This window comes from Raineyella fluvialis (assembly GCF_009646095.1).
GTDB lineage: Bacteria > Actinomycetota > Actinomycetes > Propionibacteriales > Propionibacteriaceae > Raineyella > Raineyella fluvialis.
This window is the reverse complement of sequence record NZ_CP045725.1, coordinates 1,467,571-1,480,993: the sequence shown is the minus strand read 5'-3', so window position 1 is coordinate 1,480,993 and position 13,423 is coordinate 1,467,571. Positions and strand designations below refer to the sequence as shown.

The window sequence follows — 13,423 nt, the reverse complement described above, 5'->3', positions numbered from 1 at the left end:
GGCCGCCGGACATTCACGAGGAGCACGGAGAGGAACTGACATGGGCAGCACGGAACGCCGGTACGACGCGATCGTGATCGGGTCGGGGCCGGGCGGCAGCACGGCCGTCCAGGAACTGACCGAGCGCGGTCTCGAGGTCCTGCTCCTCGAGGCCGGGCGCGAACTGCGGGAGGAGGACTTCGCCCCGCCGAAGCGCAAGAAGCCGGCCGCGATGGGCATGGACCTGGTGCCGCGGGCCAAGGCGATGGCGTCCGGCCAGTTCCGGCAGGCCTGCCGCCCGTACTTCAGTGAGACCTCCAACCGGTTCCTCGTCAACGACTTCGAGGATCCGTACACCACGCCGTTCGGCCGCCCCTACCTGTGGATCCGCGGCAAGCTCCTCGGCGGCCGGATGCACAGCTACGGGCGGGTGCTGCAGCGGATGTCCGACGTCGACTTCCACGCCGCCAGCCTCGACGGCTACGGCGACGACTGGCCGATCAGCTACGCCGACCTCGAGCCCTGGTACGACCGGGTCGAGCGCGCCGTCGGCCTCTACGGCGACGCCGACGGTCTGGTGCACCCGCCGGACGGTACGTACGCCGGGCCGGGCTTCCTCACCACCGTCGAGCGGGACTTCAAGGAGCGGATCGAGGGGCGCTGGCCGGAGCGGAAGGTCATCTCCTGGCGGGTCCAGGCGCCGTTCCCTGATCGGGTGCCGCCGGGCATCGCCGCCGCCCGGCGGACCGGCCGGCTGACGATCCGTACGCAGGCCGAGGTCACCCGGATCACCACCGATGACGCCACCGGTCTGGCGACCGGCGCGGTCTTCGTCGACCGCACCACCAAGCAGGAACACCGGGTGTACGCCGACGCGGTGATCGTCTGCGCGTCGACGATCGAGTCGATCCGGCTGCTGCTCCACTCCGGGTCGGCCCGCCATCCGCGCGGCTTGGGGAACTCGTCGGGGACCCTGGGCCACTACGTGATGGACCAGACGATCACCGTCGGCTTCTTCGACTCCCCGCGCCATCCGGGTGTGTGGGACGCGGCCGACAACATCCCGGGCGACCCCTTCTACGGGACGCCGGGCGGCATCCTCATCCCCCGCTACGAGAACCTCGACGGGCAGCACGACCCCGCCTACCGCCGCGGCATCTCGTTCCAGGGCCTCGGCGGCCGCTTCCCGGTGCCGGACGGCCACCCGGCGGCGTTCGGGCTCGGCGGGTCGGGGGAGATGCTGGCCCGCTTCGACAACACCGTGAGCCTGGCCCGACGCAAGGACAAGTGGGGCCTGCCGGTGCCGCGGATCGACCTGTCGATGGGCGACAACGACCGGATCCTGCTGCGCCGCAGCATGCACGCGCTGCGCGAGATGGCCGACGAGGCGGGCCTTCGGGTGAACTTCATCGGATCCGCCGCCGGGCTCGACTCCGCGAAGGTCTGGCCCGACTTCACCCCGCTGCAGCGGGCGATCTTCAAGCAGGGCATCAAGATGTCGATCGTGCTGGGGGCGGCCATCCACGAGACCGGCGGCGCCCGGATGGGCAACGACCCGGCTACGTCCGTGGTCAACGGGGTGAACCAACTCTGGGACGTGCCGAACGTCTTCGTCCCGGACGCCTCGTCCTTCGTCAGCGGCAGCACGGTAGGCCCGGCGCTGACGATCATGGCGCTGGCGGCCCGTACGGCGGCGTTCGTCGCGGAGCACGACGGCGACGGCACCCTGACGCGGCCCACCGAGATCGCCACGATCTGAGCGTACGGTTGCGGGCCCGGCGCCGGGTAGCCTCGATCCTGGGCCCGCGAGGGCGGGAGGGGGCCAGGACGATGAGCGAGAGACCGGGCGGGCGCAGGCTCACCATGGTCGCGGCCGCCGTCGCCCTGGCCTGCCTGTACGTGGTCCCGCCGAGCATCCACGCCCTGCTCGCATCTCCGGCCACCCCGGTCTCGACCCCGGTCTCAGCCACCACCCGCACCAGCCGTACGGTCGACGACATGCACGCCTGGATCCTCCAGGGGTCGTGCACCGCTGCGGTGCTGGACACGCCCAGTGGTTCCTGGCTGCTGACCGCGACGCACTGCGCGACGCCGTCATCGGTGGTCGCGGCGGGACGGACGTGGACGGTGCTCGACAACGTCAGCACCCGCTGGCATCTCGGCGCGGACGGCGACACCCTCGATCTGTCCCTGCTGCGGGTCGACGGCAACATCGAAGCTGCGGTCGGGGGCGGTTTCACTGTCGGCACCGCCCCCGCGACCGGCGAGATGGTGTCGATCTGGGGTTATCCCACCGAGACCGGGGAGTTGACCGGCTGCGACGACCTGCCCGTGACGGTCGGGCCCGCGGGGTTAGTGGTGGATGCCTGCGAACTCCCCAATGGGACGAGCGGGTCCCCGTGGTACACGCCCGACGGGGTGCTGCACGGTGTGGTCGGCGGCCCGAACGAGGGTGGCACGAGCGATTGGGACACCGAGTCCACGGCCTTCACCGACGAGACCGTCGCCTGGATCCACCGGGTGGTGGACTGAACGGTCAGCCGTACGAGCCAGACCTCAGCAGCCGGCGGTCTCGGCGACGGGAGCGAGCCGGTGCGCGATCCGGTCGCCCGCCCAGGCGGTCGGGTAGCTGAGATCCGGCTGGAAGCCGAGGGCTCGGGCCGTCCGCAGCGCCGCTTCGTGGCGAGGGTGGATGACGACGACAAGGCGCGACGCGAGGCCCTGCTCGCGGGCCCAGGCGATCCACGCCGCCGCGGCTTCGCTGGCATAGCCCCGGCGCTGCCGGTCTCTCGCGATCACGTAGAGCAACTCGATGTCGTCCCAGGGATCGCGCACCTGCAGACCGACCCGGCCGATGAACTGTCCGGTGGCGCGCTCGATCAGCGCGCTCTGCCCGAAGCCGTACGTGGCCCAGTGACGTTCGAAGCCGGCGAGCTCCCGGCGCGTCCACTCCAACGAGGGCCCTTGGCTGTTCAGATAGCGCACCACGGACGGTACGGCGTAGAGCTCGGCCAGGTGGTCGAGATCTGCGTACGCCAGCGGGCGCAGATCGAGGCGGGACGTGGCGAAGGCGGCGGGGGAGTGGGGACGGCCTCCATGTCCACAGACGTTACCAAGGAAACAGACCGCTCCTCGACCATTTGTCGGGCGGCGCAGGGCCGCGTCGCTCCGACCCGCCGTGATCCAGCTCTCAAAGGACCGCCCGACCGTAGGCTTCAGGTGTGAGGAGACAGTGGTGGGAGAACATCGGGATCGCCCTGCTCGCCGCAGGGGTGATCGCGCTGGTCGTCTTCGCCTACCTCAAGCTGGACCGCCCACCTGACGCGACACCCGCCGCGCCGTCGACGTCGGACTCGACTCCGACAGCATCGGAGTCGCCTTCCCCCACCCCCACTCCGACGCCGAAGCGGAAGGTCGCGGTCTTCATCGGTGACGCCTCCACCGCCGGTGCGGGAGGGAACGGCACCCGGTGGACCACGATCGTCTCCGACAAGCAGGGCTGGCAGGAGGTCAACCTCGCCAACGCCGGAACCGGCTACCTCACCTCGGCGAGCGGCACCAAGGCCAAGGCGGCCTGCGGCAAGGACACCTGCCCGGCGTACGGGGACGTGGTGGACGACGCCATCGCCGCCTCCCCCGACGTGGTCGTCGTCTCCGGTGGGCGGATCGACGCCGGTCGCGACGTCTCCTCCGCGGCATCCGCGCTGTTCAACGACCTGCACTCCAGGGCTCCCAACGCCCGGATCATCGTGCTGTCGCCCCTCTGGGACGCCGGCGCAGTGCCAGCCGCGCTCACGACCGAGGCCAAGGCGGTGCAGAAGGCCGCCCAGCAGGCCGACGTGACGTACGTCGACATCGGCCAGCCCCTGACGGGTCACCGGGATCTGGTGGCCGCCGACGGGGTGAACCCCAACGGGGATGGCCAGCGGACCATCGCCGACGTCGTGGTATCCAAGATCGGCTGAGCCGTCCCCACCTCTCGCTGACGCGCTCCTCAACCAACGTTGGCGACCCATGGATCCCCGCGCGTCACGAGCGATTCACCCTGCTGACACGGGCGGTTCATCGTGGTCCCATGACCCGACGTAGTTTTCGGATCGCTCGATCCTGGCCCGTACAGTGGGCAGTGGCCCGAGCCCTCCTCGGGCCCAGGAAAGCCGGGAGTGTCGGGTATGAAGATTGCGGTCTGCGGGCTGGGATATGTCGGGATGGCGAATGCCGTCCTGCTGGCGCAACACCACACGGTCTGCGCGATCGACATCAACCAGGAGCGCGTCGACGACGTCAACGCCCGCCGTAGCCCCATCGTCGACCCGGAGCTCGAGGACTACCTCGCCCACCGTGCGCTAGACCTGTGCGCGACCACCGATCCCGTTGCGGCGTACGCGGGTGCCGAGTTCGCCGTGATCGCCGCACCGACGAACTACGACGAGCAGACCAACTTCTTCGACACCTCGATCGTCGAGTCGGTGATCGCCCAGATCGCCGAGATCTCCCCGCAGACGATCATCGTGATCAAGTCGACGATCCCGGTGGGTTTCACCGAGCGGATGCGTACGGAGTTCCCCGACCAGACGATCCTCTTCTCCCCGGAGTTCCTGCGCGAGGGCAAGGCGCTCTACGACAACCTGCACCCGTCGCGCATCATCGTCGCCGACCCGTCGCCGGAGGCCGAACGCTTCGCGGAACTCCTCTGTGCCGGCTCCCTGGACGAGAACACCCCCGTGCTCCTGGTCGGGGCGACGGAGGCCGAGGCGATCAAGCTCTTCGCCAACACCTACCTGGCGATGCGGGTGGCCTACTTCAACGAACTGGACAGCTTCGCCGTCCAACGAGGCCTTTCCACCCGCCAGATCATCGACGGTGTCGGCCTCGACCCGCGGATCGGCACCCACTACAACAACCCGTCCTTCGGCTATGGCGGCTACTGCCTGCCCAAGGACACCCGACAGCTGCTGGCCAACTACGACCAGGTGCCGCAAACACTGATCCAGGCCATCGTCGAGTCGAACTCGACCCGCAAGGACTTCATCGCCCAGGACGTCCTGGCCCGCAACCCGCAGACCGTCGGCATCTACCGCCTGGCGATGAAGGCCGGCTCGGACAACTTCCGCCAGTCCTCCATCCAAGGGATCATGAAGCGGATCAAGGCCAAGGGCGTCACCGTGATCCTCTACGAGCCGCTGTACGAGGAGGACGAGTTCTTCCACAGCGAGGTCGTCCGGGACCTCGAGGAGTTCAAGCGCCGGTCGGACGTCATCGTGTCGAACCGGCACTCCGAGGATCTGGCCGATGTGGCCGAGAAGGTCTACACCCGGGACCTGTTCGGGAGCGATTAACAAGCCCCTGCCACCTACTCCGCATAGCTTCCGCGCCGGAAGCTCTGCGGCTCCGGCAGAATGTGTGCTGACACTGGCCACGAGCGCCCCCACGTGAACTTTCTGAACAGCGCGCACTGAACCCGAGTGGAGCCCCCAGGTTTGGTTCACTGGTTCCACGAGCGTCGCAATCGAGGGCTGTCGGAGCGGTCGAGGTGACGGACCACTTCCCTGTCGTCGCCTACGCGTCCGCCCTTCCCAACCGTTCCCGTTCCCCGATCAGGGGACGGTTGTCCCCCGATCGGGGGACGCCGAGGGCCGTCCGGAGGCCTGATGCTGGCGGCGCCGCCCAGCATGGGTCCAGACTGTCAGGGACAACCCGGTGATCCGGTAGTCGAGGCGACACTCGGCTCGCGGATCTTCGCGGAACGGTGCGGCGCACGCGGGGGGCATGCGATGCACCTCCGCCATGCCCGATGAGAGGCGCCTGGGGGGAGCCTCTCATCGGGCATGGGGGAAGCGGTGTCGTCCAGCCATCCGTGCCAGACGACCGCTCAGAGCTCGATGTAGACAGACTCCCCAGCCCCGGACGGGGCGAAAACAATGGTGATGGCAGGAATCGTGCCCTCGGGCCGTGCTCTGACGGTGAGGGTGCCCTGACCGTCCAGGCTGGGCAGGAGCTGGTCCAGCGCGTCGACGAGGGCGCCCAGCTCGTGCGAGGCCATCACCGCGCCTCGGTCGTCGAGCAGGTGAACGGTGATTCCGCGGGACCGTGCCACGGAGATCCGGAGGAGGACCTCGTCGGTGGCCAGAGAGCCGCCACGGACGCGGTCCCTGATGGCTGCCTCGGTCTCGAGCATGCGGTGGCGCAGATGCTCGGGGAGCGGGCCATCGGGGTCGGCCGCAAGCGCGAGGGAGGGCATGGCCAGGTCTCTGATCCCCGCCACCCAGTCCGCAGCCTCCACCGTGTGGGCACGTGCCCGCGCAGCCTCGTCGAGGAGGGCAAGCGCCTGCCTCGTCTTCGCCTCCGCTTGGCGGTCGTTGGTGTCGAGGAACCGGGCAAGGGCGATGGCTGTGGCGACGAACAGGACAGGGGCGAGGGCGATGCGTACGCCCTCCCCGACTCCAGGCTGCGTCGTCAGGGACCACGCGATGGTCATGGCAGCGAAGAGCGTGCAGCCGAGGGCGGCGAGTCGTGGTCGGCCGCGCAGGGCGAGCACGACCAGCAGGCATTGGAGGGCTGAGGGGTGCCAGGCTGCGTACCCCGGCCAGGTGTTCGTGGGCAGGCCGTACTGCACCAGGACCGTGATCAGCCCTGTCCCAGCCACGGCAGACCACGACGTCGCCGCGGGAAGCCGCGCCGCGCCAGGGCGGAGCATCAATGCCATCAGCACGGCATAGACGACCATGGCGATCACACTCGCCTCCGGTGCCAGGCTGTCCTGGAGAGATCCCAGGCCAAGGACAACCTGCAGGCCCGCGAAGACCGCCGCCAGGACGATGAGGAAGGCTGTTGGTATGGAGCGGGTCATGGTGAGTGAACCGCCCACTCGAGCAGGACCCTGGTTCCGAGTCCTGGGGCCGATTCGACGGCCGCACGTCCACCGGCGTCCGTCGCCCGCTGGACGATCGACAGCCTGATCCCCAGTCGGCTCTGCGGGACCGCCGAGGGGTCGAACCCGCGGCCGTCATCCGCCACCTGGACCCGCAGGATACCGTCCGCCACGGCGGCGGCGATCTGCACGCGCGAGGCGCCCGAATGGCGGCTGGCGTTGTCGAGCGCTGCGTAGACAGCCTCGACCAGGGCGTCGGCGGCAGGGGCCGGCAGCGACAACTCGCCATCCGCGGGCAGCGTCGAGACGATGTCGACCGGGAGCAGGGCAGGATTTTTGGCGACCGCCCGGAGACGTGCGGGTAGCTCGGCGAGGGGGACGTCGTCTCGCGCCAACCCTGTGGCGGCGTACTCCTCGAGCTGCCTCATCCCTTCGCGTGCCGCTTCCGCGGCGCCCCGGCGCTGTTCGGGCGTGGAGGCCCGAGCAGCAGAGACGAGGGCTGTCATGACCGAGTCGTGCAGGATTGCCCCGAGACGGTGCCGTTCGATGAGATGGGCCCGGGCGCCCGCTGATTCCCGGTAGGCGGCGATGGCTTGGGCTTCCGCGGCGTCAGTGCGCTGTGCGCCAACGCGGACGGCTTGGATCGCGGCCGCGATGGCAACGCCGATGACCGCAACATAGACACCGTCCTCGACGGCGACGACGACGGCCGCTGCGCCGCCGGACGGCGAGTGACGGACCACGATGAACAGGACCGAGGTCACCACGGCGTAGAGGGTCGCAGCCCTGAGGCCCGCTGCGGCGGCCAGGCAGGTCGTCCCCAGCGCGAGCACGTGCCAGAGCCACGGGGGCCGCCCTCGGCGGCGGGGTGGGCCAGCGGCCAGGTCAGCAGGCCCAGCGCGACGGCACCGGCGAACCCGCCCAACGCCCTCGGGTCAGCGCGCCCCCGGATGCTGGCCGCGATCGCCCAGACGAGCGTGAGCGCTGCCCCGCCGCCGAACAGCACGTTCCACCAGGGGGCCAGGCCTGGCACTTGGTCGAGGATGTCGCCGGCTCCCTGGGCCAGCAGTGCGACCGCGAAAACCGCTATCAATCGGGCAAAGACCGCCTCAGCGGCCGCGCTGTGGCTGCCGTTGCGTACGGTCGGGTCCACTAGCGCGATCCGGGGATGATCGGCGGCAGGATGCCGTCCTTGATGGCGTTGATGAACAGATGGACCTTCTGGGTCGCCGGGCGGTTCTGGGCCTGATACTTGGCCTTCGCCCGGTCCACGTACGTCTTGGCGGTGGCGGCGCTGCACCCCATCCGCGCTGCCGTCGCGTCGATACTGAGCCCCGAGGCGTACAGCCCGACGGCCGTTCGCTCCTTCTCCGTCAAGGTGCTCCCCGAGAATTCCCGATCATCATCCAGCACCGCGGCGAATTCCCGACAGACCACCTCACGCCCGGCATGGACGTCTCGGACCATGTCGAGCAGCTTCGACATCGGCTCCGCCTTGCGCACATAGCCAGCGGCCCCGGCGGCCAGGGCCTCTTTGAGCGCCTCCGCGTCATCGGCCAGGGAGTAGATGATGACCTTGCACCCGTGCTCCCGCAGCCGATGGACATTGATGCCAGGGCTCGAGCCGTCGCCCAGGGACAGGTCGAGGGCAACGACCTGGCACACATCCCGTCCTGCCCCGACGAGAGCATCCACTGTGGGAGTGGCCCTGGTGACCCGCACCGGGACGTCGGTAGCTGCTGCGTCGATCATGGCCGCCCCGGTGACACCGACGCGAATGGCCTCATGGTCGTCGATCACCCCGAGCCTGATCGGCAGGGCCGGGCCACCGGCGCCCAGCCGCCGACCCCGGTACCGTGCTTCGTAGGGCTCAGCCGCCATGTTCCCTCCTCTGACCAGGCAGCGACCCTCGCGGCGAGCGCGCCGTCATACGGCGGATTCTAAGTCAACAAGGCCGGCCGCTGAGAGCGGCGTCCGCGACGTCAACGCGCGCCGCAGCCCGGGGAGGCCATTCCATTTCTCGAGTGACGAGCTCATCAGACGCTACGGTCGGGCCGTGATGAATTATCTGGTGACGGGGGGCGCGGGGTTCATCGGTTCGAACTTCGTGCATCAGGTATTGGCGACGACAGACCACCGCGTGACGGTGCTGGACGCGTTGACGTATGCGGGCAACAGGGAGTCGTTGGCGGGGCTCCCGTCCGATCGGCTGTCGTTCGTGCAGGGTGATATCGCCGACCCGGACGTGGTCAACGATCTGGTCGCGGCCACTGACGTGGTGGTGCATTTCGCGGCTGAGTCGCACAACGACAACTCGTTGCGGGATCCGTCACCGTTCATCCGGACGAACCTGGTGGGCACGTTCACGTTGTTGGAGGCGTGCCGGCACCACGACGTGCGCTTCCACCATGTGTCGACCGACGAGGTGTACGGGGACCTCGCCCTCGACGATCCCGCGAAGTTCACCCCAGAGACGCCTTACCGGCCGTCCAGCCCGTATTCGGCGTCGAAGGCCGGGTCGGATCATCTGGTCCGGGCCTGGGTGAGGTCCTTCGGTGTCGCCGCGACCCTGTCGAACTGTTCCAACAACTACGGTCCCTATCAGCACATCGAGAAGTTCATCCCGCGTCAGATCACCAACGTCCTCGACGGGGGCCGCCCGAAGCTGTATGGGGCGGGGTTGAACGTCCGCGACTGGATCCACGTCGAGGACCACAACCGGGCGGTACTGGAGATCATCGCGCACGGCCGGATCGGGGAGACCTATCTGATCGGCGCGGACGGGGAGAAGGACAACAAGACCGTCATCGAGACGATCCTGCGGCTGCTGGGCCGGCCGGAGGATGCGTACGACCATGTCGCGGACCGGTCGGGTCATGACCTGCGGTACGCGATCGACGCGTCCAAGCTGCGCGACGAGCTCGGCTGGCGGCCGGTGTACTCGGACTTCGAGGCGGGGCTGGCGGCGACGATCGACTGGTACCGGGACAACGAATCGTGGTGGCGGCCCCAGAAGGCGGCAGTCGAGGCCGCCTACGCGGCGCAGGGCCAGTGAGCGGCCCGGACGCGACGATGAGGGGACTGTGATGGGGACGTTGGCTGTTCGAGAGACGGCCATTCCGGGCCTGTTGGTGATCGACCTGCAGGTCCATCCGGATGCGCGCGGCTGGTTCAAGGAGAACTGGCAGCGGGAGAAGTTCACGGCGCTGGGACTCCCGGACTTCGGGCCGGTGCAGAACAACATGTCGTTCAACCCGCAGGTCGGCGTGACGCGCGGGATCCACGCGGAGCCGTGGGACAAGCTGATCTCGGTGGCGACCGGGCGGGTGTTCGGCGTCTGGGTCGACCTGCGGGCCGGCGAGAGCTTCGGGACCGTGGTGAGCGTCGAGGTCGGGCCGGACATTGCGGTGTTCGTCCCTCGCGGAGTGGCGAACTCCTACCAGACGCTCGAGCCCGACACGGCCTACTCCTACCTCGTCAATGACCATTGGAGCCCGCAGGCGCGGGCCTCGTACACCTATGTGAACCTTGCCGACCCCGCGCTGGGAATCGACTGGCCGATCCCGCTGACGCAGGCGGTCATCTCCGACGCCGACCGGCAACATCCACTGCTGGCCGACGTCGTCCCGATGCCGCGGCGCCGGACGGTGATCCTGGGAGCGAACGGCCAGCTCGGCCGTGCCCTCACTCAGGTCCTGCCCGACGCCGAGGCCTGGGGCAGGGACCGCTTCGACGTGACCGACCCCGCCGCCTACCAGGCAGTCCGGTGGCAGGACTACGACACGGTGATCAACGCCGCCGCGTACACGAAGGTCGACGCCGCCGAGACCCCGGAGGGCCGCCGGGACGCGTGGGCCGCGAACGTGACGGCTGTCGGGCACCTGGCCCGGGTCGCGACCGAACACCGCCTCACCGTGGTCCACGTGTCATCCGACTACGTCTTCGACGGCACCGCCAAGATTCACGACGAGAACGAACCGGTGAGCCCGCTGGGGGTCTACGGGCAGACCAAGGCCGCCGGCGATGCTCTGGTCGCCACGGTGCCACGGCACTACATCGTGCGAACCAGCTGGGTGATCGGCGACGGCCCCAACTTCGTCCGCACCATGGCTGCTCTCGCCGACAAGGGCATCACGCCGAGCGTCGTCGACGACCAGTACGGACGACTCACGTTCACCGACGACCTCGCCGCCGGCATCGCCCACCTCCTCGCCACCCGCCCCGCCTACGGGGTGTACAACCTGACCGGCGACGGGCCCGTCCAGTCCTGGGCCGACATCGCCGCTGATGTCTACGAACTCTGCGGGCGCCCTCGCACCGATATCACCCCGGTCAGTACCGCCGTCTACTCGGCCGGAAAACAGACCTCAGCCCGTCCCCGGCACAGCACCCTCGCCCTGGACAAGATCATCGCGACCGGCTTCACACCCCGCGATGCCTCACAGCACCTGGCCCGCCTGCGGGCCCTCCTGACCTCTGAACGTACGTTGGATCAACGTCCAACCTCCAGTGAAGGGCAATGACGAATGCGCGGGATCATCCTGGCGGGGGGCTCAGGGACGCGGCTCCACCCCATCACTCTCGGCGTCAGCAAACAGCTGGTGCCCGTCTACGACAAACCGATGATCTACTACCCTCTGTCGACGCTGATCTTCGCCGGCATCCGGGACATCCTGGTGATCACCACTCCGCACGAGGCGGCAGCCTTCCAGCGACTGCTCGGCGACGGTTCCCAGTACGGGGTCTCCCTCACCTACGCTCAGCAGCCCGAGCCGAAGGGCCTGGCCCAGGCCTTCACCATCGGCGCCGACTTCATCGGTGGCGACCGCGTGGCACTGGTGCTGGGGGACAACATCTTCTACGGCCCTGGCCTGGGCACCCGCCTGCAGCGGTTCGAGGAACTGGACGGCGCCGCGGTGTTCGCCTACTGGGTGGCGGATCCCACCGCGTACGGCGTGGTGGAGTTCGATGAGGCCTGCCGGGCGTTGTCCATCGAGGAGAAGCCGGCCGTCCCCAAGTCGAACTATGCGGTGCCTGGCCTGTACTTCTATGACAACAACGTCGTCGACATCGCACGGTCCCTGGCCCCGTCAGCCCGCGGCGAGTACGAGATCACCGACGTGAACCGCTGCTACCTCGATCAGGGCCGGCTGCAGGTCGAGGTACTCCCTCGCGGGACCGCCTGGTTGGACACCGGGACGTTCGATTCCCTGTTGGACGCCTCGAATTACGTCCATACCCTGCAGAAGCGCCAGGGTCTCCAGGTCGGCTGCCCGGAGGAAGCGGCGTGGCGGATGGGTTTCCTCAGCGACGACGAACTGCAGACTCGGGCAATGGGGCTGCGAAAGTCCGGCTACGGCGACTACCTGCTCGAACAACTGCAGCGCGGACGCAGCTGGCACGCCACACGGGGGGGAAATGACTCGGCCCAGCGCAAGCCTTAAGTTCCCCTACCTTGACGGCCTCCGCGGCATCGCCGCCTTGATCGTCGTGGCCTATCACGCATTCCTATTCACCGGCTACCAAGGCGAAGCTGCCCAAGCGATGTCGATCTGGTATCACGTCATTGGGTACGGCTACACAGGTGTCGCGGTCTTCATAGTCCTTTCCGGCTACGTCCTGATGCTACCTATCGCTCGCACTGATGACCTCAGGCTGCGCGGTGGGATATGGGGCTTCCTCAAGCGACGCGGTCGGCGCATTCTGCCGCCGTACTACGCTGCACTCGCTTTCTCGCTTGCACTGATCAGGGTTGTTCCCGTCATGCAGTCGACAAGGGGCACTGCATGGGATTCGAAGCTGCCGATCACTTGGGACAGCATCGTCGCGCACATCTTCCTCGTACACGACTCCTCTCCCGCCTGGATATTGAAGATCAACGGCCCGATGTGGAGCGTCGCGATTGAGTGGCAGATCTACTTCGCAATGGCGCTGGTCCTACTGCCCCTGTGGCGACGGGTACCCCCTGGGTGGCTAGTCGGCACCCTCCTACTTGTGACACTAACTCCCGCGATCTACGGCGTCGGTGCCAGCGCGCACCCCTGGTTCCTCGGACTATTCGCGGCCGGAATGTGGGCGGCGCAGCTAACCCTCACAGGTACCTCGACACGCCGTTACGGCCTTGCCGCACTCGCACTGCTCGCACTGACGCCAGTCGCTGCTTCGGCCGCGAGCACCCTAGGCATCGCTCGAGACGGCATGGCCGAGACATTGGCTGGGCTCTCCGTGGCGACTGGCCTCATCTGGATAGGGCGTCGGGAAATATCGGGACGGCCGACTTATGCTGCCAAGTTCCTCCAATCTCGGCCACTGGTCTTCCTCGGACTCATTTCTTACAGCCTATACCTATTCCACAGCCCACTACTGGCCCTCCTCAACCTGCTAACCCTTCCTCTGGGATTGCCCGTCATTACGCATTACATAGTGCTTACGTTCCTCGGCATCCCCGTTGCGCTAGCCGTCGCCTCAGGGATGTTCTGGCTAGTCGAGCGGCACTTCCTCAACACACGACAGCGCGAAGCGACGGTTGAGCTACGATCCGTGTCGATGCCCAGTGAATGCTGACCCTCAGGA

At 68.1% G+C, this 13,423-nt stretch carries 13 protein-coding genes; 8 read left to right on the top strand and 5 right to left on the bottom strand.

The window, feature by feature from the left end:
* Nucleotides 1-40 precede the first annotated feature (40 nt).
* Together Rai3103_RS06795 and Rai3103_RS06790 are read left to right on the top strand one after the other, a co-directional pair.
* Nucleotides 41-1,738: a GMC oxidoreductase gene (locus Rai3103_RS06795; protein WP_153571953.1), complete on the top strand. Its 1,698-nt coding sequence runs from the start codon at nucleotides 41-43 to the stop codon at nucleotides 1,736-1,738.
* A 71-nt stretch (nucleotides 1,739-1,809) separates the two neighbouring features.
* Nucleotides 1,810-2,511, top strand: coding sequence for a trypsin-like serine peptidase (locus tag Rai3103_RS06790; RefSeq protein WP_153571952.1), 702 nt, complete (start codon nucleotides 1,810-1,812; stop codon nucleotides 2,509-2,511).
* Between the two features lie 24 nt (nucleotides 2,512-2,535).
* On the opposite strand, the gene Rai3103_RS06785 is transcribed toward Rai3103_RS06790, so the two are convergent.
* Entirely contained in the window at nucleotides 2,536-3,027 is a 492-nt protein-coding gene (locus Rai3103_RS06785; RefSeq protein WP_228489309.1) for a GNAT family N-acetyltransferase, read from the bottom strand.
* Between the two features lie 173 nt (nucleotides 3,028-3,200).
* Here Rai3103_RS06785 and Rai3103_RS06780 point away from each other — a divergent pair, with 173 nt between their 5' ends.
* The gene (locus Rai3103_RS06780; protein ID WP_153571950.1) at nucleotides 3,201-3,944 is read left to right on the top strand and encodes an SGNH/GDSL hydrolase family protein; all 744 of its coding nucleotides are present in this window, start codon (nucleotides 3,201-3,203) and stop codon (nucleotides 3,942-3,944) included.
* 207 nt (nucleotides 3,945-4,151) lie between these two features.
* The gene (locus tag Rai3103_RS06775; RefSeq protein ID WP_153571949.1) at nucleotides 4,152-5,318 is read left to right on the top strand and encodes a nucleotide sugar dehydrogenase; all 1,167 of its coding nucleotides are present in this window, start codon (nucleotides 4,152-4,154) and stop codon (nucleotides 5,316-5,318) included.
* A 533-nt stretch (nucleotides 5,319-5,851) separates the two neighbouring features.
* Here Rai3103_RS06775 and Rai3103_RS06770 read toward each other — a convergent pair.
* Genes Rai3103_RS06770 through Rai3103_RS06755 form a run of 4 tightly spaced genes read right to left on the bottom strand, consistent with a single transcriptional unit; the run spans nucleotide 5,852 to nucleotide 8,731 of the window.
* Nucleotides 5,852-6,829 (bottom strand): hypothetical protein, encoded by a 978-nt coding sequence (locus Rai3103_RS06770; protein ID WP_153571948.1) that lies wholly within the window; start codon nucleotides 6,827-6,829, stop codon nucleotides 5,852-5,854.
* Entirely contained in the window at nucleotides 6,826-7,617 is a 792-nt protein-coding gene (locus Rai3103_RS06765; protein ID WP_153571947.1) for a sensor histidine kinase, read from the bottom strand. The genes Rai3103_RS06770 and Rai3103_RS06765 overlap by 4 nt, the downstream gene beginning before the upstream one ends.
* Nucleotides 7,611-8,003, bottom strand: coding sequence for a hypothetical protein (locus Rai3103_RS06760; RefSeq protein ID WP_153571946.1), 393 nt, complete (start codon nucleotides 8,001-8,003; stop codon nucleotides 7,611-7,613). Before Rai3103_RS06760 ends, Rai3103_RS06765 begins: the two co-directional genes overlap by 7 nt.
* Nucleotides 8,003-8,731 (bottom strand): response regulator, encoded by a 729-nt coding sequence (locus tag Rai3103_RS06755; RefSeq protein ID WP_153571945.1) that lies wholly within the window; start codon nucleotides 8,729-8,731, stop codon nucleotides 8,003-8,005. The genes Rai3103_RS06760 and Rai3103_RS06755 overlap by 1 nt, the downstream gene beginning before the upstream one ends.
* Before the next feature lie 175 nt (nucleotides 8,732-8,906).
* Here Rai3103_RS06755 and rfbB point away from each other — a divergent pair, with 175 nt between their 5' ends.
* From rfbB to Rai3103_RS06735, 4 genes are read left to right on the top strand one after another with little or no spacing between them, the layout of a single operon-like run.
* Nucleotides 8,907-9,905 (top strand): dTDP-glucose 4,6-dehydratase, encoded by a 999-nt coding sequence (gene rfbB / locus Rai3103_RS06750; RefSeq protein ID WP_153571944.1) that lies wholly within the window; start codon nucleotides 8,907-8,909, stop codon nucleotides 9,903-9,905.
* Nucleotides 9,906-9,936: 31 nt separating this feature from the next.
* Nucleotides 9,937-11,373: a sugar nucleotide-binding protein gene (locus Rai3103_RS06745; RefSeq protein WP_153571943.1), complete on the top strand. Its 1,437-nt coding sequence runs from the start codon at nucleotides 9,937-9,939 to the stop codon at nucleotides 11,371-11,373.
* Between the two features lie 3 nt (nucleotides 11,374-11,376).
* Nucleotides 11,377-12,294, top strand: a complete 918-nt coding sequence (gene rfbA / locus Rai3103_RS06740; RefSeq protein ID WP_153571942.1) for a glucose-1-phosphate thymidylyltransferase RfbA — start codon at nucleotides 11,377-11,379, stop codon at nucleotides 12,292-12,294.
* A complete protein-coding gene (locus tag Rai3103_RS06735) occupies nucleotides 12,269-13,414 on the top strand; it encodes an acyltransferase family protein (RefSeq protein WP_153571941.1) in 1,146 nt (381 codons plus the stop codon). Before rfbA ends, Rai3103_RS06735 begins: the two co-directional genes overlap by 26 nt.
* Nucleotides 13,415-13,423 lie beyond the last annotated feature (9 nt).

Excerpts from the sequence above, each read along its gene's own strand:
- Rai3103_RS06790 (WP_153571952.1), top strand. The coding sequence starts at position 1,810 with ATGAGCGAGAGACCGGGCGGGCGCAGGCTCACCATGGTCGCGGCCGCC.
- Rai3103_RS06770 (WP_153571948.1), bottom strand. The coding sequence starts at position 6,829 with ATGACCCGCTCCATACCAACAGCCTTCCTCATCGTCCTGGCGGCGGTC.
- Rai3103_RS06745 (WP_153571943.1), top strand. The coding sequence starts at position 9,937 with ATGGGGACGTTGGCTGTTCGAGAGACGGCCATTCCGGGCCTGTTGGTG.
- Rai3103_RS06795 (WP_153571953.1), top strand. The coding sequence starts at position 41 with ATGGGCAGCACGGAACGCCGGTACGACGCGATCGTGATCGGGTCGGGG.
- Rai3103_RS06755 (WP_153571945.1), bottom strand. The coding sequence starts at position 8,731 with ATGGCGGCTGAGCCCTACGAAGCACGGTACCGGGGTCGGCGGCTGGGC.
- rfbA (WP_153571942.1), top strand. The coding sequence starts at position 11,377 with ATGCGCGGGATCATCCTGGCGGGGGGCTCAGGGACGCGGCTCCACCCC.
- Rai3103_RS06735 (WP_153571941.1), top strand. The coding sequence starts at position 12,269 with ATGACTCGGCCCAGCGCAAGCCTTAAGTTCCCCTACCTTGACGGCCTC.
- Rai3103_RS06775 (WP_153571949.1), top strand. The coding sequence starts at position 4,152 with ATGAAGATTGCGGTCTGCGGGCTGGGATATGTCGGGATGGCGAATGCC.